25 protein-coding genes and 1 tRNA gene are annotated in these 24,970 nt (G+C 45.2%); 12 read left to right on the forward strand and 14 right to left on the reverse strand.

Translation table 11 applies throughout. The features are described from left to right. Positions 1 to 79 precede the first annotated feature (79 nt). Entirely contained in the window at positions 80 to 868 is a 789-nt protein-coding gene (locus MUY27_RS03155; protein WP_245128519.1) for an SDR family NAD(P)-dependent oxidoreductase, read from the forward strand. Positions 869 to 994: 126 nt separating this feature from the next. Beyond that, positions 995 to 1,513 carry a GNAT family N-acetyltransferase gene (locus MUY27_RS03160; protein ID WP_245128520.1) on the forward strand — a complete coding sequence of 173 codons (519 nt, stop codon included), beginning with the start codon at positions 995 to 997 and terminating at the stop codon, positions 1,511 to 1,513. A gap of 15 nt (positions 1,514 to 1,528) precedes the next feature. Here MUY27_RS03160 and MUY27_RS03165 read toward each other — a convergent pair whose 3' ends face one another. The 4 genes from MUY27_RS03165 to MUY27_RS03180 all read right to left on the reverse strand — a co-directional run bounded on the left by MUY27_RS03165 (position 1,529) and on the right by MUY27_RS03180 (position 4,683). Further along, a complete protein-coding gene (locus MUY27_RS03165; RefSeq protein ID WP_245128521.1) occupies positions 1,529 to 2,533 on the reverse strand; it encodes a glycosyltransferase family 9 protein in 1,005 nt (334 codons plus the stop codon). Between the two features lie 5 nt (positions 2,534 to 2,538). Continuing rightward, positions 2,539 to 2,799: a DUF3072 domain-containing protein gene (locus tag MUY27_RS03170; RefSeq protein ID WP_245128522.1), complete on the reverse strand. Its 261-nt coding sequence runs from the start codon at positions 2,797 to 2,799 to the stop codon at positions 2,539 to 2,541. Positions 2,800 to 2,851: 52 nt separating this feature from the next. Next, positions 2,852 to 3,760: a cation diffusion facilitator family transporter gene (locus MUY27_RS03175; RefSeq protein WP_245128523.1), complete on the reverse strand. Its 909-nt coding sequence runs from the start codon at positions 3,758 to 3,760 to the stop codon at positions 2,852 to 2,854. Positions 3,761 to 3,822: 62 nt separating this feature from the next. Next, entirely contained in the window at positions 3,823 to 4,683 is an 861-nt protein-coding gene (locus tag MUY27_RS03180; RefSeq protein ID WP_245128524.1) for an NAD(P)-dependent oxidoreductase, read from the reverse strand. A gap of 138 nt (positions 4,684 to 4,821) precedes the next feature. Here MUY27_RS03180 and MUY27_RS03185 point away from each other — a divergent pair, with 138 nt between their 5' ends. Then, positions 4,822 to 5,799: an SAM-dependent methyltransferase gene (locus tag MUY27_RS03185; RefSeq protein WP_245128525.1), complete on the forward strand. Its 978-nt coding sequence runs from the start codon at positions 4,822 to 4,824 to the stop codon at positions 5,797 to 5,799. Between the two features lie 78 nt (positions 5,800 to 5,877). Here the strand turns inward: MUY27_RS03185 and MUY27_RS03190 are convergent, their stop codons facing one another. The 5 genes from MUY27_RS03190 to MUY27_RS03210 form a co-directional block, all read right to left on the reverse strand. Continuing rightward, positions 5,878 to 7,083, reverse strand: a complete 1,206-nt coding sequence (locus tag MUY27_RS03190) for a PepSY-associated TM helix domain-containing protein (protein ID WP_245128526.1) — start codon at positions 7,081 to 7,083, stop codon at positions 5,878 to 5,880. 1 nt (position 7,084) lies between these two features. Continuing rightward, a complete protein-coding gene (locus MUY27_RS03195; protein WP_245128527.1) occupies positions 7,085 to 9,550 on the reverse strand; it encodes a TonB-dependent receptor in 2,466 nt (821 codons plus the stop codon). 95 nt (positions 9,551 to 9,645) lie between these two features. After that, positions 9,646 to 10,857: a PepSY-associated TM helix domain-containing protein gene (locus tag MUY27_RS03200; protein WP_245128528.1), complete on the reverse strand. Its 1,212-nt coding sequence runs from the start codon at positions 10,855 to 10,857 to the stop codon at positions 9,646 to 9,648. A 2-nt stretch (positions 10,858 to 10,859) separates the two neighbouring features. Beyond that, positions 10,860 to 13,205: a TonB-dependent receptor gene (locus MUY27_RS03205; protein ID WP_245128529.1), complete on the reverse strand. Its 2,346-nt coding sequence runs from the start codon at positions 13,203 to 13,205 to the stop codon at positions 10,860 to 10,862. A gap of 189 nt (positions 13,206 to 13,394) precedes the next feature. Then, positions 13,395 to 14,918, reverse strand: coding sequence for a hypothetical protein (locus MUY27_RS03210; RefSeq protein WP_245128530.1), 1,524 nt, complete (start codon positions 14,916 to 14,918; stop codon positions 13,395 to 13,397). Between the two features lie 128 nt (positions 14,919 to 15,046). Here MUY27_RS03210 and yiaA point away from each other — a divergent pair, with 128 nt between their 5' ends. After that, positions 15,047 to 15,514, forward strand: coding sequence for an inner membrane protein YiaA (gene yiaA / locus MUY27_RS03215; RefSeq protein ID WP_245128531.1), 468 nt, complete (start codon positions 15,047 to 15,049; stop codon positions 15,512 to 15,514). 126 nt (positions 15,515 to 15,640) lie between these two features. Here yiaA and MUY27_RS03220 read toward each other — a convergent pair whose 3' ends face one another. The 4 genes from MUY27_RS03220 to MUY27_RS03235 all read right to left on the reverse strand — a co-directional run bounded on the left by MUY27_RS03220 (position 15,641) and on the right by MUY27_RS03235 (position 18,616). Then, positions 15,641 to 16,099, reverse strand: coding sequence for an RES family NAD+ phosphorylase (locus MUY27_RS03220; RefSeq protein WP_245128532.1), 459 nt, complete (start codon positions 16,097 to 16,099; stop codon positions 15,641 to 15,643). Beyond that, positions 16,096 to 16,590, reverse strand: coding sequence for a type II RES/Xre toxin-antitoxin system antitoxin (parS, locus tag MUY27_RS03225; protein ID WP_245128533.1), 495 nt, complete (start codon positions 16,588 to 16,590; stop codon positions 16,096 to 16,098). Before parS ends, MUY27_RS03220 begins: the two co-directional genes overlap by 4 nt. A 114-nt stretch (positions 16,591 to 16,704) precedes the next feature. Beyond that, positions 16,705 to 18,339, reverse strand: a complete 1,635-nt coding sequence (locus MUY27_RS03230; protein ID WP_245128534.1) for an ABC-F family ATP-binding cassette domain-containing protein — start codon at positions 18,337 to 18,339, stop codon at positions 16,705 to 16,707. A 201-nt stretch (positions 18,340 to 18,540) separates the two neighbouring features. Beyond that, positions 18,541 to 18,616: transfer RNA gene (locus MUY27_RS03235), tRNA-Phe, on the reverse strand. 158 nt (positions 18,617 to 18,774) lie between these two features. Between MUY27_RS03235 and MUY27_RS03240 the strand changes: the two genes are divergently transcribed. Beyond that, positions 18,775 to 20,064: a 4Fe-4S dicluster domain-containing protein gene (locus MUY27_RS03240; protein ID WP_245128535.1), complete on the forward strand. Its 1,290-nt coding sequence runs from the start codon at positions 18,775 to 18,777 to the stop codon at positions 20,062 to 20,064. Between the two features lie 292 nt (positions 20,065 to 20,356). Beyond that, positions 20,357 to 21,124 carry a (Fe-S)-binding protein gene (locus MUY27_RS03245; RefSeq protein ID WP_245128644.1) on the forward strand — a complete coding sequence of 256 codons (768 nt, stop codon included), beginning with the start codon at positions 20,357 to 20,359 and terminating at the stop codon, positions 21,122 to 21,124. Here MUY27_RS03245 and MUY27_RS03250 read toward each other — a convergent pair whose 3' ends face one another. Beyond that, entirely contained in the window at positions 21,125 to 21,559 is a 435-nt protein-coding gene (locus MUY27_RS03250) for a hypothetical protein (protein WP_245128536.1), read from the reverse strand. Positions 21,560 to 21,649: 90 nt separating this feature from the next. Here MUY27_RS03250 and MUY27_RS03255 point away from each other — a divergent pair, with 90 nt between their 5' ends. The 6 genes from MUY27_RS03255 to MUY27_RS03280 all read left to right on the forward strand — a co-directional run bounded on the left by MUY27_RS03255 (position 21,650) and on the right by MUY27_RS03280 (position 24,967). Beyond that, entirely contained in the window at positions 21,650 to 22,135 is a 486-nt protein-coding gene (locus MUY27_RS03255; RefSeq protein ID WP_245128537.1) for an ABC transporter ATPase, read from the forward strand. Positions 22,136 to 22,137: 2 nt separating this feature from the next. Further along, positions 22,138 to 22,617, forward strand: coding sequence for an OsmC family protein (locus tag MUY27_RS03260; protein ID WP_245128538.1), 480 nt, complete (start codon positions 22,138 to 22,140; stop codon positions 22,615 to 22,617). Between the two features lie 75 nt (positions 22,618 to 22,692). Beyond that, entirely contained in the window at positions 22,693 to 23,553 is an 861-nt protein-coding gene (locus MUY27_RS03265) for a bifunctional transcriptional activator/DNA repair enzyme AdaA (RefSeq protein WP_245128539.1), read from the forward strand. Beyond that, a complete protein-coding gene (locus tag MUY27_RS20660; protein ID WP_338042644.1) occupies positions 23,550 to 23,816 on the forward strand; it encodes an Ada metal-binding domain-containing protein in 267 nt (88 codons plus the stop codon). The genes MUY27_RS03265 and MUY27_RS20660 overlap by 4 nt, the downstream gene beginning before the upstream one ends. After that, a complete protein-coding gene (locus MUY27_RS03275) occupies positions 23,792 to 24,403 on the forward strand; it encodes an alpha-ketoglutarate-dependent dioxygenase AlkB family protein (protein ID WP_245128541.1) in 612 nt (203 codons plus the stop codon). The genes MUY27_RS20660 and MUY27_RS03275 overlap by 25 nt, the downstream gene beginning before the upstream one ends. 42 nt (positions 24,404 to 24,445) lie before the next feature. After that, positions 24,446 to 24,967: a DMP19 family protein gene (locus MUY27_RS03280; RefSeq protein ID WP_245128542.1), complete on the forward strand. Its 522-nt coding sequence runs from the start codon at positions 24,446 to 24,448 to the stop codon at positions 24,965 to 24,967. Positions 24,968 to 24,970 lie beyond the last annotated feature (3 nt).

Genomic DNA, 24,970 nt, shown 5'->3' on the forward strand with positions numbered 1-24,970 from the left:
ATTTAAAATTTAACAAACATCAGTGGATATACGTGGTTTAATTTATAGTTAAAAACTTAAATTAAATCCTATGTCAAGCATGAATAAGTGTGCACTGATTACCGGTGCAACAAGTGGAATTGGATACGAGCTGGCGAAGCTATTTGCACAGGATCAATACAACCTGGTGCTGGTAGCCCGCAACCAGGAAGAACTACAGCGTTGTTCTTCTGAATTGCAGCAGCAGTACGGCGTCCAGGTAACTACAATTGCCAAAGATTTATTTAACCGCGAAGCGGCTTTTGAAGTTTACCAGGAGGTAAAAAATCAGGGTATGCAGATTGATGTGCTGGTAAACGATGCCGGCCAGGGTCAGTATGGCGAGTTTATCGATACCGACATAAACCGCGAACTGGATATTATCCAGTTGAACATCGGTTCGCTGGTGGTATTAACCAAGTGCTTCCTGAAAGATATGGTTGCTCGTGGCGATGGTAAAATATTACAGCTGGCGTCTATTGCAAGCCGTTTGCCTGGCCCGTTACAATCAGTGTATCATGGTACAAAAGCTTTTGTATTATCTTTTAGTGAAGCTATCCGCGAAGAGGTGAAAGATAAAGGCGTGGTGGTAACAGCCTTAATGCCGGGCGCAACAAATACCGACTTCTTTAACAAAGCAGACATGCTGGATAGTAAGATCCTTGATTCGGGTTTAAGCAACCCGGCAGATGTGGCTAAAGACGGTTACGAAGCCTTGATGAGCAATGATGATAAAGTGATTTCAGGCATGAAAAATAAGATCCAGGTGGGAATGAGTAATGTTACGCCTGACCCGCAGGTGGCTGCTATGATGCACAAGCAACAGGCGCCAAAAAACGAGAACGAATAATAGTTCATGGAGGTGATTTTTTTTGCCCCGGTAAGGATAACTTGCCGGGGTTTATTTTTGAAAAGCTTCGGGTAAACTTTTTTCTGTTTGCGAATCAAATTCGGGCGCTTATTTTATTTTTGTTTCATGCCAATTATTAAAGCAGCAGTTGCAGACACTGCAGAACTTACCCAATTAGTGAACAGTGCTTACCGGGGCGAGTCTTCCAAAGCCGGATGGACAACCGAATCACATTTGTTAGATGGCCAACGCATTGATGACGAAATGATGCTGGCATATTTGCAAGACGAGAACGCGAAAATTTTGAAATATACGAATGAAGGTGGTGTAATTATAGGTTGCGTGTACGTCGAGAAAAAAGGCGACCAGCTTTATTTGGGAATGCTCACCGTATCACCAACATTACAGGGCGGAGGGATAGGCCGCAAACTGATTGCAGCAGCCGAGGCGGAGGCGCGTAAACAAGGCTGTAATGCGGTTACTATGACGGTGATCTCCACTCGTGCGGAACTGATTGCCTGGTACGAACGGAACGGATATAAAGCTACCGGCGAGGTAAGACCTTTCCATACAGAGGAGCGTTTCGGTATCAGAAGATCTAATGATCCGATGGAGATGATTGTGATGGAGAAACAAATTTCTTAAATCACTGGCGTTATGTTATTCAACTGTTTCAGTTGAACGGTTAACGAGTAAATTTTTAAACGCGTTTAAGGCAACCTCATAGTCGGGCTGGTCCGCCCAGATAATTAATCGGTGAAGTTCGCGGTTCAGGGGCGCCCATCTTTCTGGTTCCACATCAAGGCTAATGACAATGCTTGGTGTTTGCAAGGCAGAAGCGATGTGCGCTACACCGGTACAGTTAGATACCAGGGCTGCCGAGTTTTTGATCAGCACGGCTACCGCACCGACAGACGTTTGTCCGGCCGTATTTATTGGCTGGTGCTTCATGTGGCTTATTAAACGTTCCAATATCGGAGCCTCCTCTTTGGTGCCTGTTAATACAGCCTGGTAGCCGCTTTCTATGGCATAGTCGGCGAGTGCTGCATAATATTCTGGCGGCCATTGCCGCGAAGTAGCCCTGGCACCCGGATGGATGCAAACGTATTTGCCGCGTTCTATCGGTAGGTTTAGCGCTTGTAGTGCCTCTTCATCTGCTGATGTTATGGGAAATTCCAAATGTCTTCCTTGTGGTTCAATGCCAAGGAAATCCATCAGTTCCAGGTGCCGGTCTATCTCGTGCCCGTGGTTGGGGTATGGATAAAAGTATTCTTCGTTAGGCCGATAATCGCTATAATAGCCACCTGTATGCTTCGCACCAAACAATTCAATTAACGGATTGACGATGGTGCCGTTCCCCTGCATTTGCAATAGCAGGTCGAAAGGCTCCTGTTGCATTGCATTTAAAAAACTGACGGTTTTGCGCGCGTCAAAAGGTTGCTCGGGTAAGGCCGGGTATCCGGGGAAGTGTACGAAGTCGTCGAAATATTGGTTGAAGCGTTCTGTAAAACTTTTCGCCCAGGGCAAACTAATCAGCGTGATGCGCGCTTCGGGATACGCTGCACGTAGTGCACGAATAGCCGGAATAGCGCATAGCATGTCGCCCAGTTGCAACACCCTGAAAATGCCAATACGTTTAACTTCTGTAGGCGGGATCTTCGGCATTACTGTTAATCGTTATTTAATCCGCGACCGGTTTTGTGCTGCAACTCGTCAATTCGTTTAGAAGCTTCGGCTTTCGTCAATTTCTCGTCGAAATGTTCACCCGCTTCAGAAGCTAATGTTTTAAGGTAAGACTCCTGCGCGCCGGTCATGGGTTCGTCGCCGGTAGTCCAGTCATCCGGATCTTTAATCGTATTTGAACCCTTAATGGTATGTTCTTGTGAATCGTCGGGCTGGTTTTCTTCCTTCGGATGTTCAGTGTTAATCATGGTGTAGTTATTTATAGGTTTAACCCGGCGTTAAAGTGATTTGTTTGGGCCCTTAGGCCTGTACAATATTCCCCGCTTCTATAAAAATGCGTTTTACAGTAGGGTAGGTTGTCCGGATGTTATTTTCAATTCTGCTGATCACCAATTCCATATCCGTATTGGTAATATCTTTAAATTGTACATCCAACAAAACCAGCACATCGTCAGGCGCCATCTGCATGGTCAAGGGTGTGCGTGCAGTCATCACGTCAGGGTCTTTCAATACCAGTTGGCAAATACCTTTAACCATTTCAGAACGGGCGCTTTCGCCAATCAGCAGGTCGCGGCTTTCCACAATCATGATGATCGCTACCAGCGCCAGCACGATACCGATAAGGACAGAGGCAAAGCCATCGAAAAACGGATTGTTAAACTGGTGACCAAGGAATACACCCAAAAAGGCAATGATCAAGCCCAGCAGGGCGGCCGAGTCTTCATAGATCACCGCGAAGGCTGCCGGGTCTTTACTGTTACGCAGTTCCTCCCAGAAACTTCCCGGGCCTTTTTCTTTATTAAAATTACGAATGGCAATCACAAAGGAAATACCTTCGAATACAAATGCGCCACCAAGTACCATGTAGTTCCAGAACGGATCTGTAAGTTCTTCGGGATGCTTAATATGTTCAATACCTTCGTAAAAAGACATGCCGCCGCCCAAACCAAAAATTAAAATGGATACAATGAGCGACCAGAAGTAAATTTCTTTACCATGCCCGAAGGGATGATCCTCGTCGGCAGGGCGTTTGCTGCGATTGATCCCAAAAAGCAATAACAGGCCGTTACCGCTATCTACCACGCTATGGATGGCTTCTGAGAGCATGGCAGAACTGCCGCTGATAAAAGCGGCAATAAATTTCATAACGGCAATAGCAAGGTTGGCAAACAGGGCGCCGTAAACCGAGGATTTGTTGTGATCAGACATATCATCAGTAACACCAAAACTACCGGAAAGGTTGGGCCGCTGCCCTGAAAGTCGATTAATGCTTATTGCGCTTCGAGATATTTGATGATAGCCATCACGTCTTCATCGCCTAAACCTGCGTCCATCGCCTGCCTGAAGGTTTGATACAACGGCGCAGCTAATGGCGACCGGATACCTTGTTCTGTAGCCAGGCGCAGGTCTTTGGTTAAATGTTTCAATGCAAAAGCAGCCGGATATTCTCCCTTTAATATCGCCGGTGATTTCATTTTTGTAATGCCATTGCTCAGCGCACCTTCGTTTATGATGGTTAGCATATCTTCTGTACTGATGCCGTTTTCACGTGCGAAGACTACAGTTTCCGCCAGGCCTTGAAGGCAGACACCCAGGTAATAGTTGATAGCCAGTTTAGCCGCACTGCCAGAACCAACGTCGCCGGTATGAATGGTCAGTTTACTGTAGGCGTCAAAAAAAGGTTTAGCTTTTTCTATGTCTGTAGTTTCGCCGCCAGCCATGATAATCAGGGTGCCGTCTTGCGCGGGTCTAACACTGCCAGAAACCGGGGCATCTATAAAAGAAGCATCGGCTGCAGAACAACGTTCGCCAATAAGTTTTGACGTAGCAGGGGAAACGGTGCTTACGTTAATAAATAACTTACCTGCAGCGTTTGCTGCAAGTAAACCTTCCGGATCGTTAAAAATTTCTTTTACAGCTTCATCGTCAGAAACCATTACGCCAATGATATCGCAGGCTTTAACCAGCTCAGCTAAAGAACTAGCCGATAGCGCTCCTGCTTCTACAGCTCCTTGCTCTTTCTCGCGGGTGCGGTTGTAAACCTGCACTTCAAAACCTGCCTTTAATAAATTTTTAACGATAGGGGTACCCATATTACCTAAGCCTACCCATCCTGCTTTCATATTACTCATAATAGCCAAATAACGTATTATTAGCAGCAACTAACAATACGGCCTAAATGTTTAGTGATTGTTTAGGGTGAATGGATTTAAGTTTTTTATTTCAGAACTGGTTGTGTTTGCTATATTGGACTTCCACCTTATAAACCAATGACACCAAATCTTAAACCATCACAAGAAGCCATTGCTTCAGCTACCCGTACCCTGTTATCTGATGATAATTATTTGCACATCAAAAATGCCGTTGAACAACTTCATAAGGTATTTGCGAAAGCTACCGGGGTTGAAGCCGGGGATATTACAGATAAGGACATCGAACTGCCAACGGGTACTGCCGTTTCAACTATCAAGGCCGCACATTGCCTTAAGGAACTGGAGCGCACCCGTCGGTTTTTAAGGGGTATTTATGCAGCCATTGACCAATTGTTAGAAAAAGGTAGCGGCGAGCCTGTCCATATTTTTTATGCCGGTTGCGGTCCGTATGCCACCTTGCTCACACCGTTTACATCGCTTTTTACGTCGCAGCAGTTGCAGTTCACACTGCTTGATATTAATGAGGCCTCATTAGATGCCGCCCGCACGCTATTCGATACGTTGGATTTAGCCGATTACGTACGCGAATATATTTGTACCGATGCCACAACCTATAGGTTTCCCCAAGGGAGCAAGATAGATATCGTGATCTCTGAAACCATGCTGAATGCTTTGAGGAAGGAGCCCCAACTGGCCATTATGAACAATCTGATTCCGCAGATGGCTCCTCATGCGATTTTCATTCCGGAAGAAATAACGATTGATGCCGTACTGACAAGATGGGAAGAAGAGAAAAACTCGTTTTTTCTTGAAGACTATCAACCCAAAAGAATAAAAGCCGGTACAGTATACCAGGCGTGCCGCGAATTTAAACTCCCGGAGCCGGTTATTATTAATGTTCCTGCTTCTGAAACCCACCATCGGCTGGATTTATTTACTGATATAAAGGTTTACGGGGAAGAAATGCTTTCCGCCTATAATTGCAGTCTGAACATACCCCTGCACGTTGCAGAGTTGAATAATCAGAGCAAAGAGGTAACCGTGAAGTTTAATTATATCATGTCTGAAAAGCCAGGTTTTGTAAGCAGCTATTAAGAGATGTTTATGTTATTTTTTCTTTAAGAACCATCTGTTTGATTAAAGATCAGACACATTGCTTAGCCCCATTTTCTTTTATATCTCTACACGATCAGGGATTAGATGCGCTGCATATTTTCCTCGCGTCTTTTTACTTTTCTTGTTTCGTTTTCCCCACCAGATCAGAAAACCGGTAATGGGTAGGGAGGCGCAGATCAAACTGGCCAGGAACGCCAGGATCTGCGTGGGCAAGCCGTAAATTCGTCCGGTGTGAATGTCTTTATTCGAGTTTCGCCATTTTAAACCTAATGGGTTGCTGGCATGTTCAAGCTGATCAAATTGTTTACCTGTCCGTGCGTCGAAATAGTAATAGCTGATATTGCGCCATCCGTCTGTCGGTTTTTTGATATAAACAAAAGCCATGATCGCCTTGCTGTTCTTTTTAGGCAGATTTAGCCCGATAGTATGATAATTGCCGTTCAACCGGGATTTTAGCTGATAAACAATTTCATCCAAATGGTCGCCGGTGCTATCAGGGGTTGAAATGGTTGGGGCATTACGCACCAATATCACAGGTTTAGATGAACCCAAGGCTTTGTAAATACCTTTCTCCCACCATTTGAAAGACCAGGTTAGTCCGGTTACGGCAATAATGATCGCAACGGGCAATACATAAAAGCCGAAGCTGTTATGCAGATCATAATTTACCCGTTTCCATTTCGCACTCCATTTAACAGACAGGCTCTTTTTTAGTTGCCTGATGTTTTTTGGCAGCCATAGGATAAAGCCGGTGATCAGCATCACCAGAAAGAGCAAAATGCAGCAGCCGATAACCACACTTCCCACGGGTTTCACCAGTAACAGCTGCCGGTGAAGCTGTTCTGTCACATTGAAAAATTCGTAACGGGTATCGATAACGCCCAGCACCTTCCCTGTATAAGGATTCACATAAACCTCGTCGCGATATTTAAACTGGCTGAAGTAGCTTAAGTTGATGTCATTATGCTTGTTTACTTTAGAGGCAGTGAAAATGTAACTCTTATCATCCGCATTGATCCGGATATCCGTTATATCTTTTTTGGGGCCGGTTACTTTTTTTACATTTTTAAGTAATTCGGAAACCGGCCTTGCAGGGCCGGTTTTATTAACGTACACCAGATCTTTGTGAAAAAGATCAAACAGTTCATCTTCGAAAACAAGTATACAACCGCTAACGGAAACAATTACTACGATTACGCCCGTTACCAAACCAATCCATAAGTGCAGCCAGGCTGCTACCGCTTTAAGACGCTTCCGTATCATATCAGTTGAAAGTATAAGTTAACGTAGCCAAGTAATTAGATGGTGCTCCGGGGAACAGGCGTATATAATCATACCCGCCAACCCAGTATTTTTTACCGGTAATGTTATTGGCGTTAAACTGCAGCTGAATTTTGCCTACGGTATAATATACCGCAGCGTTTACCAATAAGTACTCCGGAACGGTTTGTGTTAAATTGATGGACAGGTTACGCTTGCCTGCATAATTTGCTCCTGCACCTATCCCGAGGCCTTCAAGCAGGCCTTTGCTGAAGTTATAACGCGTCCAGATATTGGCAAGGTTGCGGGGAGCGTTGGGGTTTTGTGTGCCCACTTCTGCTGCCACCGGGCTTTCAGAAATGTAAGACCGGTTATAAGCATAAGAAGCAATCAGGCTCCAGTAGGGTGTCAGGCGGCCGGTCACATCAAATTCGATCCCTTTTGACAACACACCACCAACTTGCCGTAGCAAGTCTGGCTGGGAAGCAACACCTGCGTTATAAAGCACGTTGTTTTGCTCTATCCGATAAACAGCGGTTGTAATGCCAATACGGTCATTCAGGAAATTGCCTTTTGCACCGAACTCCACCATTTTGCTTTTTAACGGATCGAATGGTCCACCGGCGTTCGGGTTAGCCAGCGTGGCTGCACTTTGCGGATTATAGCCCGTTACATAAGAACCGTAAACATTAAGATTATTTAGGATAGAATATACTGCACCTAAGCGTGGCAGCCAGGCATGTGAGTGCGTTTTTACTTCATTGGTGGCGGCGTAATTGCTAAAATCTGTATAGTACTCATAACGCACACCGAGCAGCACCTGTAGCTTGTTCCATTTCAGCTGGTCTTGCGCATAGCCCGCGTTTAGATAGTAATAGGCTGGTGCAATACTTGCCACACTGTAGAATGCTTTGCTATCGTCCTGAAGTTGCTGTGAAGCACGGATATTGTTCAGGTCAAAGCTTGGTACGTTAGGAACCGGGTTACCGTTCTTATCTAATAAATAATTGGCTTTGTTGGTTGGGTTATATGAGGCGATGAAACCGGTGTTAGTGGCGTTACGGTAACCCGAGGCGGTTAGCTGCGATGCGCCGACAGGTGTTTTTTCGCTGCCATAATCATACCCGGCAACCAGTTTATGTTCAAGCGGACCAGTTTTTTCATTATAGTTTAAAAAGCCGGAAAAGTTGTCGATGTAGCGTTTGCGCTGGCGAGTAAATATCTGCATTGCAACCAGGTTAGGGATAACCTTACCTGCACCGTCAACCGCGTAGGCGTTTGCACTGCGATGTTCATAAAGGTCTTCATTGTAGCCTGTTTTCAGATATGACGCGCTGAAATTCAGTTTCTCGGTCAGTTGGCGGCTTACCGAAAAAGTAACCATATAGGTGTTTTCGTTAAGTTTATCATTAGGCGTACTTAAGGCTAAGGTAATGGGCGTAGAATTCAGATCATTACCGATAACAGACTGTCCGCGGTCTAACCGGCTACGGGAACTGTTGTAAACCAGGTCAAAATTGATGCGGGTTTTTTCATCGGGGATAAATGACAGCGATGGTGCAATAACCACATTCTTATCAAATTGCAGGTCGCGGAAAGAATTAGCATCTTCATAGCCCAGGTTAAGGCGGTAGAGTAGGGTGCTGTCTTTAGTTGCAGGGCCGGTAAAATCTGCCAGTCCGCGGAAGGTATTAAAACTACCCAAAGAAATGCTAACCGATTTTCTGCTTTCGTCAAGCGGTTTTTTGGTCACACGGTTTACTACCCCGCCAGGGCTGGCGTTGCCATATAAAGCCGACGCCGGGCCCTTTAAAACTTCAAGCCGCTCCAGGTAATTGGTTAAAGGCTGTTTCCAAAAACCGGTGCTGGTACGCAGCCCGTTAAGTAATTGTGTGTTGCTTTGTCCATTTACGCGAAAACCGCGGATGGTAAGGTCGTCATAAAAAGTAAACTGGCTTACGCCGCTGAAGTTCTTCACTACATCGCCTGTACGGACAACGCCCTGATCTGCCATCAGTTCTTTGCTGGCATAAGAAACCGACTGCGGTAGATCCATAATATCAGTTTGTGTTTTATTGCCGATAAAAGTAGCCTTGGTTTTATAGGTGCGCTCTTTACGGCCGGTGATCTCGACAGATTGCAGTTGTGTTTCGTCTTCGGTCAGGTTGAAATTCAGTTCGGTAAGATGGCCATTAGTGAGGGTGATGTGCTGACTTACTTTTTTATAACCAACACCACTTACAACCACCAGGTATGTGCCTGGTTGGATCTGCTTAATTTCATAGTTACCGCGAAGATCTGTAATAGCGCCTTTACCAGTGCCTTGCAGGGCAACGCTGATATATTCGATTGGCTTATTATCCGGGCTGGTAACACGGCCGCGTAATGTTGCTGTGTTTTGCGCCAATAAGCTGGAAGAAAGTAAAACTAAAAAGAGAGGAACGGAAAATTTTAATAAAAGTGTTTTCATTGATCAGGCGGTTAATCTTTGCCGCAAAGAAAGTATTTATTTAGACTAATTACAAATAATATCTGGATTCTGCTTTTCCTTACACATATAAATGCTCAACAGTTAACCAGATTGACTTTTGAGGGACGTTTCTTCTTACCCCATTTACGGTTGTACCAGATGATGGTTCCGGTAACGGGAAGGCTGGCACCGACCATGCAGGCAAGAAAGGCGAGTATTTTGGTAGGCAAGCCAAGTATCTGGCCGGTATGGATATCGAAATTCATGCGGTATGCCCTTTCGCCTGCTGATATTTCGGCGTATGGTTTATCGTTCGGGTCAACATAAGGCAAAGATTTCAGGGTTGCCTGGTCGTGGAAATAGGTTTCCTTATTGTAGAAGATGGTGCCGTCTCCAAAAAATACCATTGTTTGATAAGTATCTTTCGGAAGTTGCGGTGCATGAAAGTAAATGCGTCCGAAATCAGCGTGCCTGTGTGTGACGTATTTCCAGATATGATCCAGTGCAATGGTTGTTGCCGGTTTTGGGGTTACGGTAGTGTCCGACAATGGATCTTCTTCTTTCAATTCTACGGCTACCTTACCGGTTAGCGTGCGGTACATGCCATGGCGAAACCATCCGAAAGTATAATAGATACCGGTTATGGTAAGAAATAGCAGCAGAATGGATGCATAAAATCCGAAGACGTTATGAAGATCAATATTCAGCCTTTTCCAACCGGCGCGCCGCTTCAGGGTAAAGCTTTTCTTTACTGTTCTTTTTGTCCATTTCTGCGGATACCACCAGACGAGCCCGGTGATAATAATGATCAGAAAGATGAGGCAGGCGGAACCAACAATAGGGCTGCCTATTTTTTGCGGTAGCCATAAAAAGCGGTGCCCGGCCCTTATCAGCAGCATGGCCATCTCATAGGCATCCGGCTTGCGTTTATCTAAAATAAGTCGTCCGTCATAAGGGTTCATATACAGATAGGCTATTCCCTTTTTACCAAAGCTGAAATTCAGTTGTGCAGACCTGTCCTTTTTGCCATAGATAATACCGGTTAGTTTTGCACTGTCGGTGCCCTTAACGGTAAAATAAGCCTGTGCCTTGTTCACCAGTACCGATGGCGGTAAGAAGGATTTTTGTTGAGGCACCACAAATTGATGCTTCTCTGTGATGGCCCCGATCTCGTAACGGAACACCCACAAACCACCGGTGAAGCAAACGATAAACACTACTATACCTGATAACAGCCCCAGCCATAGGTGCAGCCATTCTGCTATTTTGCGGAAGGCGGATTTTTTTGAATGCTTTTGCCCTTCCATTATTAAAATTTAAAGGTTACCGAAGCTAAATACTGGCGCAGCATCTGGTAAGAGGCCCAGCCATCCCAATACCGCTTGTTGCCCAGGTTATTACCCTTCAGGCCAAGGCGCCATTTGGGCGTATCATAAAATATGGTGGCATTGAAGATGGTATAAGATGGGATCTCCAATGTGTTTGACGCATCAAACCACGAACGGTCTACATAATTACCGCCTACGCCTACACCCACATTTTTAATAAATTGATTGAACTTGTAGCTTAACCAGAAGTTAGCGACGTTTTGCGGTGCAGAAGGCGCCAGTTTGCCCACCAGCGCAGCAGTGGATTGCGTGATTTTATTTTCATTGTGCCCGTAACCAGCCACAATATTAAGCCCGGAAACTGGATTGGCTAATACTTCAATTTCATAACCTTTACTGCGCTGGGTACCGTCTTGTACCGTGAAGTTTTGGTTATTGATCACGCGGGTATAGGTCGCATTGCTTACTTTAATATCATAGTAGCTTACTGTGGCAGACAAACGGTGATCAAATACTTCGGCTTTTAATCCGCCTTCTAACTGGTTGGCCTGGCGTGGTTTAAATACAGAGACAGTTCCGTCTGGCTGGCTTACGGGGCCCACATTCTGAAAGCCATTCATGTAGTTGCTAAACAGGCTTAACTGGTCTTTTACCAATTGGTAAACCAGGCCGAACTTGGGCGAAAATGCCGTTTGATTGTAATTATTAGAACCAGCGACGCCATTGGTGTACGTCGGTTTGTTGTTAAACCGGTCTACCCGTAAGCTGGCCATAGCGTTCAGCCTGTCGGTAATGTTAAATACGTCTGAAGCATAAGCGCTATAGATGTCCTGCCGCGCATCCACAATCGCATAATTAGCTGTGCCGGCAATGGCATCCAGCTTTTGCAGGCTCATGACCGGGAAGGGTTTGCTGATGTCGTCGATTTGGTCATACACCAGTTGAACGGGCGTGTAACTTTGACGGCCATGATAAGTGTAAACATCGATACCTGCCAGTAAGCGGTTGCGAAACTGCCCGATTTTAAAGTCGCCGTTAAAATTTTGCTGTAGCTCTATCGAGTTAAAATCGCGGGGGCCAAAGTCGGTAACGCGTCTGGTTACTTTGTTTACCGCGGTAAATAGCGGGTACACCTGCAGGCTGCGTTCTACATGATTATTGCTGTAAGCCACCTGCGTAGTTGATTTCCAAGAACTACTTATTTTATAATCTGCCTGTGCATGCAGGTTACGTGCGCTGAGCTGTGCATCGATATTTTCGCCTCCAAAACTGGTTTTGTAATTCAGCGGGATTTGTGACAGACTGGTAAATAATCCTGCCGGAAAGGTGGGATAAGGGTTTTGTGTTTTATTCTGGTTATAGATCTCTGCATCAAACAGCAGGTTCAAGCGCTCATCTACCTGGTAGGCGAGGCTTGGTGCAAAGGTGAAAGTACGGTTATGGCCTACGTTCTGGAAACTGCCTTCGTTGTGATAAGCCGTGTTAAGGCGCATCAGCACGGTCTTATCCTGGTTTAACGGGGTGTTGATATCTGCCGTGATGCGGCTAAGATCATAACTGCCCAGCACTGTAGAAACCTCGCCTTTAAAAGTATCAAAAGGTTTTTTAGTGACCTGATTAACCAAACCGCCAAAAGAGGTAATGGTGGAACCAAATAGCGTACCCGACGGGCCTTTGATTACCTCGGCACGTTCGATGTTTACCGGGTCTACGGCTGTCCATGCTTGTTGGGCCATTCCGTTACGAACGCTAGTAGATACCGTAAAACCGCGCAGATAGACGTAGGCCGAACCGGCAGGGCTCATGGCTGGTATTGCACCAGCCGAATTGTAGAGTGCATTACGATAATCTACAACCAGTTGATCCTGCATCAGTTCTTTGCTGATGCTGGAATAAGCCTGCGGATTTTCAAGGTTGCTCAGCGGCATCCGGGCTACATATTCGCTTTTTTTGTTGATGCGTTTTCCGGCGTTGCTGCTGACGATCACCTCCTGTAACTGCTCATTGTTTTCTGTCAGTATAAAATCGGCAACTAATGTTTCCCCGGCCGCAAGTGTAATGGTTTTGCTTTGCGACGAGAGGCCGATAAGTTGTGCCACCAGCGTATAGGTTCCGGCAGGGATATGCGATAGCTGATAAATTCCTTTTGCGTTAACTGAGGTGCCGCGGGTAGTACCCTTTAGGGTGATGGTTACAAATTCAGCAGGTTTGCCGTCAGATGTGCTAACGGTACCTTTAATTGTGCCGGTTTGGGCAAGAACGTGTAAAGAAAAGAAGAGAAAAAGAAAAGAGAAGTAAAATTTCTTACCGCATAGTAAAGAATTCATAAGTTTGTTCAAATGTTTAATGGGTTGAAGGATCTGTTAACATTAAGCCGGTGTGATGTTTGGCGACGGATCACCGGCTTCATTATTTGGAGTAATTGTTACATAGGCAGCGTTTAAACAGCACAAAGAAAGCCACTATTTAGAATAAATCCAAATAAAAATAGATAACGATTGTAGATGATTATGAATTCAAGTAGCTGAAACGCTATTTAGGGGTAAGTTATCTTGCCGTACAGCTTTAAGCACCACCTCATATGCAGGCTTTTTCTTCCACCGTGCAATTAACCAGCTGATGAAGCTTAGGATGAAAATGTCTTCATTGTCTAAAGCGTTTTGCAAGGCCAAAACCTTCTTTTGATAAGCCGGGGCAAAAACCACATCAGGTTTTATCAGGTATCTTTCAACCAGGCTTAGAAACACCAGTACTCGTTCTTCCGAAGTTTTAAGCAAATACTTTTTGTACCTCCGTCGAAAGCTGGCTAGCCGAGACATGGCAAGTTCTATATTATTAAACTGTGCCTGTACCAAAATTTCCATCAGGTTTTTGCGGATGGTCCAAAGCATGCCCATTTTTTTCTCGTACCAGGCGTCGGTGCGGGTTAATAGCGTCAACTGCTTCAGACTTTCGCGATTATCGCAAAGAGCTAAGAACATAGCGAGGCATATTTTGATATCCTCGATATCTTCAGGTTTGGATGAGGGTTTGGAAACAGCAATTGCTTCGCGTAACAATGCCATGGCTTGATCAGCAAAACCGGTAAAGAAAAGGTTAAGTGCAGAGAGTAACTGATACCGCAAATAAAACACGTTGTAGTAGCGGTTGTCTGACAGCATCAGCTCCATCATCTCTTTCAACAACGATTTACTTTTCTCGAAATCCCTTCTGCGTAAATGGAAGTTCGCCAGGAAGTATAAAATGGAAATATGGTAAAAGAGGTAAGTGCGCTTTTGGTTAGTCTGCCTTTGTATAAATCGGTTCGTACGATCAATGTAACGTTCTATCAGCCCGTAATTGTGTTGAATAGCGGCATATTCATTGGCGATAAAAAGAATTTGGTAAACAGACTTGTACGTCATCAGGTCCTGCACGGAAATTTTGTATTTCCTGATCGTAGCCAGCATCAGCGTGTTCAGCTTAACAACCTTTCCTTTCAGATGGATCTGTTGCAGTTCCTGCCTCAAAAAAGCGTAGGCCAGGTTGAGTTTGGCCTCGTGTTGCATATCCGACTGATTGCGTTGGAAGCGTGTGGTTAAAGCCTCAAAATCTTCTGCTTCGGGCAAGTGAGCATATTGCAGTTTTAACAGCAGAAGTTCATTCAATAGGTTAAACTGTTCTAAATGTTCTGCCAGCCGTTCTGCTTTATCCAAACATTTGAAACCCACCTTCACCACATCGTTTTCTAACAAAAAGCGACCTACAACTACCAATCGTAGCGCGTCATACGTTTCGGACTGATTGCTTTCAAACGTTTTCTGTGATAAAAATAACAACAGGCTGTCCTGAAGCCTTTTGCGTAAGGCGTGGTAGGCATCCTTATTTTTTTCTGTATGATATAGCTTATTTATGCCATTGATATCGTCAGTTTCTATTAAATGAAGTAGCTGCAAATTCTTGACGTCTGCCCGCTTGTTTTTTTGCTGTAAAAACTGCCTGAAGTTCTTCTTGTCCTCTTCTGTAAGAAGTTTAATTAATTCTGAAAGGGAATCGGTCATGCTGATATAATATTCTAAAACACTAAAATTAAAGAAATATATCGTCAGTAATTTGTAGAATCTAACTTTTGCAGGCGTGGTTTACCATGCACATTTGCTTCCATATTAATCATTAAAACAAAAACAACATGGAACCGCTACAACACAAAACAGAAGAAAATTCAACATTTGTAAAACAAGCACAAAACGGAAGAAATCTTTTCAAACCCACTGCTGCCTTTATCGGTGCATCCTGGTTTGCCTTGTTAACCGGGACGGTAGCTTATTGCATTGGTTTATGGAACGCCAGTATGCAGCTGAACGAAAAAGGCTATTATTTCACTATTCTATTATTTGGCCTTTTTGCCGTCATCTCCGTGCAAAAGAGTGTGAGGGACCGGGCCGAAGGATTGGTGGTTACCGACCTTTACTACGGCCTGAGCTGGTTTGCCACCATCGCATCAATGGTATTACTAACTATCGGGCTATGGAATGCAGACATTGCCAGAAGTGAGAAAGGTTTTTACGCCATGGCCTTCTGCTTAAGTATGTTTTCTGCCATTGCCGTACAAAAGAATACCCGCGACGCAAAGTTGATTGGAGATAAAGAGCTGTAACGTAGCGGTTGCTTCCCCCGCAGAGCTTTGCATAGCAAGCCTGCGGGGTTTTTAATTACCTTTCATTTCTTAGTTTCGAAATTATCGGCTATGTGAGCTATTCTTATGAGCTTCCGACCAGAAGCGTTACAGTTTGTACAACCGTTCATCAAACCTGAACGGTGTAATGGATTCAATCTTTAACTCCCGGGCTTCTTCATGTAAGGGGTTGATCAATACGTTTTGTGAAAACGGGTCGACAACGCTGGGAACGTAAAGCAACAACGAGCTTTTAGCAGTTAGCCAGGCATTTCCGATCTTAGCAAGTGCCCTCGGGCCAGGGTAGGTGTTCCAATTTTGCGGCAGGTCTTGCGGATCGACGAAGAGGTTGGTGACCGAATCGGGAATGGTCATTTCAATCATTTGCAGATCATGGTGTATTTCACCGGTTTCCAAATGAACCAGTTTTTCTAAAATACATGTAGAGGATTGTGTGGAAGTATAAAGTACAGGTAAATGGTTGTGCCAGCGTGCCGTAGTTAATAAGCCGCCGCGACCGCTAAGGTCATCTGCATACTTTTCTCTGGCAATACGGTAAAGCTTCATGAATAGAAACCGTATTCAATCTGCGAAAGCAGATCATCTACCAGCCGGACGCCCTCTGTAGTATCTAATAGTTGTAAAGGTGTATGGTTACCTAATGCCAATTGCGCTCTTTCTAACCAGTGCTCTGCTGTAGCCTTGTCGCCCAAAATGTCTAATGCACGGGTGTAAATACGTGTAACTTCGTACAGAAAGTTAGATTGCTCCGGTGAAAGGCGTTGCTCTGGCTTATACCTGTTCAACTGCCTTGTACTGATATGGAGCACTTGCGACAACTTTTCCCGGTCCACACTCGTTTTTTCCAAAAAGGTATCGACACCAGCTTTAGGTAAGCCTAAACGAATAGTATCAATAATATCGTAACCACTGGCACTCTTAAGCGCCGTTTCGGTCCATTGGCTGCCATACAAAAACTTAAGCACGGCAGTTGCATTATCCTCAGCTTTAAGGATGCTGTTTACATCTAACTTGCGTTGTTTTATTTGGGCTGCCATATGTCTACTAATATAAGGACAAATGTCTTGAAATGAAAATTGTTTTTATTAGTATCTCTTTGGTACTTCTATAGGTTTAATGCTTCTGTGGCAATACAACAATGCTTTCCGTAGTTAACTTTGCTCTATCTCCTTCAGGCTGTCCATTTTTTTGTAAGCCAAAAAGCCTTTGATATCTTCAAAGTGTTCCCGAACCCGTTTATTGCCGAACTCAAAAACCTTGGTAACCAGTCCGTCCAGGAAATCACGGTCGTGGGAAACCAGTATCAAAGTTCCATCGAAGTCCCTCAGCGCATCCTTAATAATGTCTTTGGTTTTCATGTCCAGATGGTTGGTCGGCTCATCCAGGATCAGCAGGTTCACGGGTTCTAATAATAGCTTAATCATGGCCAGGCGCGTTTTCTCTCCGCCAGAAAGTACCTTTACTTTTTTCGTGGTATCATCGCCGCTGAACATAAATGCGCCCAGCAGATCGCGGATCTTCAGGGTACCATCTGTTAAGGGGATTTGGTCGATGGTGTCGAATACCGTCAGGCTCTCATCCAGCAGCGCGGCCTGGTTTTGTGCGAAGTACCCTATTTTGGCGTTATGGCCGATCTTTAAGCTGCCTTCGAAATCAATTTCGTTCATGATCGCCTTGATCATGGTAGATTTACCTTCGCCGTTCTTACCCACAAAAGCCACCTTTTCGCCACGTTCAATCACCATTGATGCGTTTTTGAAAACAACATGGTCGCCGTAACTTTTGCTAAGATCTTCTACCATAACAGGGTACTGACCAGATCTCGGAGAGGGTGGGAATTTCAACCTTAAAGCCGAGGTATCCACTTCGTCGATTTCGATCACTTCCAGCTTTTCCAGCATTTTTACCCGCGATTGTACCTGTAAGGTTTTGGAATAGGTTCCCTTAAAACGATCTATAAACTCTTGGTTGTCGGCAATAAAGCGCTGCTGTTCCTCGTAAGCCTTTAACTGGTGCTGGCGGCGCTCGGCACGCAATTGCAGGTAATGGCTGTACTTGGCTTTGTAATCATATATCCGGCCCATGGTCACCTCGATGGTCCGGTTGGTAATATTGTCTACAAAGGCGCGGTCGTGCGAGATCACCATCACCGCATTGGCAGAATTGACCAGGAAATCTTCCAGCCATTGGATACTTTCAATATCCATGTGGTTGGTCGGCTCGTCCAGCAGAATCAGGTCGGGCTTTTTCAATAAGATCTTGGCCAGCTCGATCCGCATGCGCCAACCGCCAGAGAATTCTGAAGTCAGCCTGTTGAAGTCCGCACGTTCAAAGCCCAGGCCTTTAAGTACTTTCTCCGCCTCAGCGTCATAATTGGTATCTTCAACACTGTAGACTTTCTCGCTCAATTCCGATACCCTTTCAATGAGCTTCATGTAATCGTCACTCTCGTAATCAGTGCGGATATTTAGCTGTTCGTTCAGTTCATCCAGTTCCTTTTGCATCTGCCCGGCCTCTGCAAAAGCTTTCATGGTTTCTTCAAAAACAGTAACCTTGTCTTCCGTTAATAAATGCTGTGGCAGGTAAGCAATTACCGCTTCTTTAGGGCCGGTTACATTCCCGGTTGTAGGCTTGGCCACACCTGCAATGATTTTAAGAATGGTGGATTTCCCTGCACCATTCTTACCCATCAAGGCTATTTTATCGTTCTCGTTAATAGAGAAGGTTACATCGCTGAATAGTGTGGTTCCGCCAAAAGAAACCGAAATGTTATTAACATTGATCATTGGGCACAAAGATAAACACTACAAGGGCACTTCGAGCTTTTATGAAAGAATTTGCTTGAAGTTTATGCTATTACAGATATACCGACATTGGTTTCATGAAGTGGCAGAAGGGGTGGAGTGAACCTTGGTTATGGTGGGTTGTTGATTGTTGTACCAAAAGAAAAAAGGCTTTTAGATTTTTCATCTAAAAGCCTGATTTTCTGGTGGTGCCAGCTGGAATCGAACCAGCGACACAAGGATTTTCAGTCCTTTGCTCTACCAACTGAGCTATGGCACCGTTCCGTTTGGGACTGCAAAAGTAACTTGTTTTTCGGTTCTACAAAATTTTTTTTTCAAAAAAATCGTAACGCACTGTTTATCTGTACTATTAGTTTAAAACATTTGGCAAATAAGCTCAATTATATAATTTAGGCTTTAATTTACTATGCATGCATAATGATTTCACAACTCATTTTTCTTGTACTATTTGCTGCAGCTGTCGCTTTTTTTACGCAGAACGTCCGTAAGATCAGGCGGAATATCTTGCTGGGAAGAGCTATCGACCGTAGCGACCGTCCAGCCGAACGCTGGGCCGTGATGGCCAGGGTAGCTTTAGGGCAAAGTAAAATGACCAAGCGACCGGTAGCTGCTGTGCTCCATATTTTGGTTTATGTCGGCTTTGTCATTATCAATATCGAGGTAATCGAGATCCTGATCGACGGCTTGTTCGGTTCACACCGGGTGTTTGCTTCAGTGCTGGGCGGCTTGTACGGCTTGCTGATCGGCAGCTTCGAGGTGCTGGCCTTACTGGTTTGGCTGGCCTGTGCCGTATTCCTCATTCGAAGGAATGCGCTGAAGTTAAAACGCTTCAGCGGGGTGGAGATGACGGCCTGGCCAAAGTCGGACGCCAATTATATCCTCACCACCGAGATCCTGCTGATGTCGGCCTTCCTGCTCATGAATGCTGCTGACTACAAATTGCAGGCATTACACTATGGGCATTACATTACCGCAGGAAGTTTCCCGGTAAGTTCGCTGATTGCACCACTGTTACCTGCTGGTACAGGATCATTGGTGATCATCGAAAGGGCCTGCTGGTGGTTCCATATTTTAGGCATCCTGGCTTTTTTGAATTACCTGCCCTATTCCAAGCATTTCCATATCATTATAGCTTTCCCCAATACCTGGTATTCGAAGTTACAGCCCAAGGCCGAGTTTAACAATATGGCTTCCGTCACTGCAGAAGTTAAAGCCATGCTCGATCCTTCTTTCGTGCCAGAAACCCAGTCCGGCAGGTTTGGCGCCAAGGACGTGACCGACCTGACCTGGAAGAACCTGATGGACGCCTACACCTGTACCGAATGCGGCCGCTGCACCAGCGTTTGCCCGGCCAACCAGACCGGTAAGCTGCTTTCGCCAAGAAAGATCATGATGGATACCCGCGACCGGCTGACTGAGGTAGGAAAGAACATCGACCAGCATGGTAAGGATCACGACGACGGGAAAGCGCTGCTGGATAGCTACATCAGTCGCGAAGAATTATGGGCCTGTACCACGTGCAATGCCTGCACAGAGGCGTGCCCGGTGAATATCGATCCGCTGAGTATTATTATGGAAATGCGCAGGTACATCGTCATGGAAGAATCCACTGCGCCGGGCAGCCTGAACAATATGTTCGGTAACGTAGAAAACAACGGCGCTCCCTGGAAGTATAGCAATGCGGATAGGTTTAATTGGGCGAAGTGATGTGCAGATGAGAAAATGCGTAGATGTGCAGATGAGAAGATGTGCAGATGTGTAGATGTGCAAATGTGTAGATGTGCAAATGAGAAGATGTGCAAATGAGTAAATGCGTAGATGTGCAGATGAGAAGATGTGTAGATGTGCAGATGAGAAAATGCGTAGATGTGCAAATGAGTAAATGAGACAAAAAATGGAAGATCAGAATCTAAATAAATCCGAAATCGAAAATTCGAAATCCGCAAATAACTCCCTCTCCTCCGGAGAGGGACGGGGAGAGGCTATCGAGGTCCCTACCATGGCAGCAATGGTGGCTGCAGGTAAAGTGCCCGAGCTGTTATTCTGGGTAGGTTGTGCGGGTAGTTTTGACGAACGTGCGCAACGGATCACCCGAAGCATCTGTAAAATCTTACAGCACGTAGGGATCAGCTATGCCGTTTTGGGAACCGAGGAAAGCTGTACCGGTGATCCTGCGAAACGGGCCGGGAACGAATTTTTGTTCCAGATGCAGGCCATGACCAATATCGAGTTGTTGAATGCCTACGAGGTAAAGAAGATCGTAACAGGATGTCCGCACTGTTTCAATACCCTGAAGAATGAGTATCCGTCGCTGGGTGGTAATTACGAGGTGATCCACCATACGCAGCTGATCCAGCAGTTAATTGATGAAGGTAAGCTGAAACCGCAGGACGGGCAGCCGTTTAAAGGCCGCAAGATCACCTATCACGATGCCTGCTACCTCGGTCGGGGAAATGAAGTGTACGAAGCGCCGAGGAGCGCGCTGGAAGTATTGGATGCCGACCTGGTAGAAATGAAACGTTGCCGCAGCAATGGTTTATGTTGTGGTGCAGGTGGCGCGCAAATGTTTAAGGAACCCGAACCCGGAAAGAAAGAGATCAACGTAGAACGGATCGAGGATGCGATTGAAGCGAAAGCCCAGATTGTAGCCAGTGCCTGTCCGTTTTGCATGACCATGCTGCGCGATGGCGTAAAGCACCACGAAAAAGAACAGGAAATACAGGTGCTGGATATTGCAGAAATTACCGCACAAGCAAACGGGTTATAGTTACGGTTTATCTTTAAAAAATAGCAAGGCCTGGCGCAGGCTGTCCAGTTGCTCCGGCTCTACGTTTTTAACGTGGATAGAAAGTGAAGTCGCCATAGAGTCAATATCACCATGCGGATCATTATAGGTTTGCACAATAATGTCATCAGCCAGGGCTTTAATTTGCAGGGTTCCATTATTACTGGTCCCCAGATAGTCCAGGTCTTTAAACTTATGCAGGTGGAAAGAATAATACTCCTGCTTGCCGTTGGCGAACGTTTTCCTTAAGCGTATAAAGCCATTGTCGGTCAGGTTGATCTCCCATTTCTTCAACCGCAGGTCTGAAAAGGAATCGTAAGCCTGCACCAGTGTTTTGTTGGTCCACCAGTACCATTGCTCGGCAGTCATGGCGGTTTTAAAGCAAAGTGCAGAGGTGGCGGCAAGGACAATTAACACAACAGGAAGGCGATTTCGGGAAGCGGAGATAATGTACTTTCGCATGACAACACATTTCAACCCGAAGTTAATAAATTGATACCTTTGCATATGCAATTTTCTGAAAATTCGAGAGTTTGGATTTACCAGTCTGACCGCGAGCTTAACCAGGCGGAAGTTTCTCAGCTACAACAACAATTAGACAACTTTTGTTACAACTGGACAGCACATAATCATCAATTAAAAGCGGGTGCGGAAATCCGGTACAACCGTTTTATTATTTTAATGGTTGATGAAAGCCAGGCAGGTGCCAGCGGATGTTCTATAGATAAGTCGGTACGCTTCCTGAAAGACATTGAGCAGCAGTTCGGTATTGACCTTTTTGATCGCTTCAATCTGGCATATAAGGCGGGGGACAAGGTGCTTTCTGCACCACGCGCAGTATTTGAAGAGCTGATTAAGCAGGGTAAGATCAACCTCGATACTATTGTGTTTAACAACGTGGTACAAAACGTGGCTGAATTGAAAGCCAAATGGGAAGTACCTTTTAAAAATAGCTGGCACGCCCAGATGTTCGGCAACCTGGTAACCGCATAATTATGAAAGGCGAGCATCATTACACTTTAACTACCACCTGGACAGGTAACCGTGGTAGCGGTACCAGCAACTACCAGGCTTATGATCGTAGTTATCTGGTATCGGGCGATCATGAAAAGCAGTTGCTTGGTTCTGCTGATCCGGCCTTTCGTGGTGATGCCACACGATATAATCCCGAAGAAATGTTATTGGCTTCGTTATCCAGTTGCCATATGCTATGGTACCTGCACTTATGCGCAGTTGCCGGAGTGGTGGTGGTAGATTACCGCGACGAAGCTAAAGGACAAATGGAAGAAACTGCTGATGGTGGCGGGCAGTTCACAGAAGTAGTGCTGCAACCGGTAGTAACCGTGACAGATGAAAGCATGGTCGGTAAGGCAGAAGAACTGCACCGTAAAGCAAACGAACTATGTTTTATCGCGCGCTCTGTAAACTTCCCGGTTAAGCATAAGCCGACTTGTGTAGTTCAGGTTAAAGGATAAACAGTTAATTTAGCAAGAAACGGGTTTCATCAGGCTTTGTATGATGGTAATTTTGAGCAGTTAAAACAAAAGGATATGACCGCGCAAACCGAAATAGATTACCATCGTATAGCCAAGGCAATCAGTTTTTTAAAGGCGAACTATAAGCGGCAGCCCTCGCTTGACGAGGTTGCTGAAGCCGTAAGTGTTAGCCCTTTCCATTTTCAGCGTATGTTTAAAGAATGGGCAGGCGTTACCCCGAAGCAATTTCTGCAATACCTCAGCTTAGAGCACGCCAAAAATGTATTGATTCAGCAACAGGCTACTTTGGCTGAAGCAGCTTTTGAGACCGGGTTATCCGGCACGGGCCGGCTGCACGATCTGTTTGTTACCATTGAGGGAATGACGCCGGGCGAGTACAAGAACGGCGGCGAGCAGTTGCAGATCAATTATAGTTTTCAACCCAGTCTGTTTGGCGAGCTGTTTATCGCCTCTACACACAAAGGCATATGCCATATCAGCTTTGCAGATGGCGATCCGCAAGCTGAGCTGAACAAACTTCAGCTAAAGTTTCCTAATGCGTCCTTCAGCGAGTTGATGGATGAAGCCCAGCAGAATGTGATGTACCTGTTCAACCGGGATTGGGCGCAATTGCAACAGGTTAAACTGCACCTGAAAGGAACGCCATTTCAATTAAAGGTGTGGGAAGCCTTGCTGAAGATCCCTACCGGCAACCTTACTACTTATGCCCGGCTGGCTAATACCATAGAGAATCCGTTGGCACACCGCGCGGTAGGTACGGCGGTGGGGCAAAACCCGGTTGCTTATCTAATTCCTTGCCACCGGGTAATCCGTTCGACAGGCGAAACCGGCGATTACCACTGGGGAAGCGACCGTAAAAGTGCTATTCTGGGTTGGGAAGCAGCACGTTTCAGCCCTAAAGCAATCGTTTTGTGATCCGGCATAGCGAGTTAGGGCCGCCTTCATTCAGCACCAGCAAAAAACTCTATCGATTCATTAAAAGCAACGAAATTAACTTTGCGGGCTATTTGCCAGGAAAAATCTACGGCAGGCTCACATGCGCGTCAGGTAAGCAAATGAAGCACATGAACAGGGTATTTTTTAAGGATGTTACAGAAGCCGAAGCGAATGGCTACAGGCCCTGCAGAAATTGCATGTATAAGGAATATCAGGAATGGAAGAACAGACAAAAGCTATAAATACAACACCGGAAAACTTGCTACCCTATGATGGCGAGGTGCGCTATTTCGGATGTATTATGGATGGTGGGCAGGCGGATGTATACCTGCAAAAACTATTGAACGAGATAGAATGGCGAAATGATGAGGCAGTCATTTTCGGGAAGCATATCATTACCAAACGCAAAGTAGCCTGGTATGCAGACGGAGGCTTTTCTTACAGCTATTCGAATATTACGCGCTATGCTTTACCTTGGACAGCGACTTTGGTGGAGTTAAAGGCAATTGCCGAAGAATTGACCGGCGTCGTTTATAATTCTTGCCTATTGAATTTATATCACGATGGGGATGAAGGCATGGCCTGGCATAGCGACGATGAAAAAGAGCTGAAGAAAGACGGTTCTATCGCCTCTATGAGTTTTGGCGCTGAAAGAAAGTTTGCGTTAAAGCACAGGTTATCTAAAGAAGGTACATCTTTAATGTTGCAGAACGGGAGCCTGCTGGAAATGAAAGGCACTACACAAACATATTGGCTGCACGCCTTGCCGAAAAGCAAAAAGGTAAAAATGCCGAGGGTGAACCTTACCTTCAGGCAAATGATGAAATAGGGTGTTGTGCAAAAGTCCTATATTTAGAATTCGATCCATACAATGAACTCATACCAAATTTTTGACAAGGAAAATCATATTAAGCCCGATATTGATAATCGAGATTTTGAAAATAATCATTTGTGGGATTTTGGCTGGTTAATACTGGAGCCTATTAATATCGCAGATGATCAAGAGGATGAGAAGCTGTTAAGCAAAAGATTGTCACCAGGTCAAAAAGCCATTTATTTTTTTTGGTATTTAGACGGTCAGGTCACAAACGGTGGATTTATTCAGTTTTATTTCAACGGGTATCGGATATATTTAGAGGCTATTAAAACCGGACTTAAATTAATTGGCGATGATAACTTGTTGAATTTGCTTGACCGCGCAGATCATTTGTATTTAACTAATCAAACGAAGTTTGAAAAACAAGTAAAAGTTGATAAAATAGAACCCCTGTACAAAGAGATAACTCCGTTTGACGATTTGGATACTAAGTATTATGAATTGCATGAGTATACCATGCAGTTGATTGAGAATTATGCAAGGGCCTGTCCAGAAGAGTTTTGCAACCTGGTATAACTG

Source organism: Mucilaginibacter straminoryzae, from assembly GCF_022953055.1.
Lineage (GTDB): Bacteria > Bacteroidota > Bacteroidia > Sphingobacteriales > Sphingobacteriaceae > Mucilaginibacter > Mucilaginibacter straminoryzae.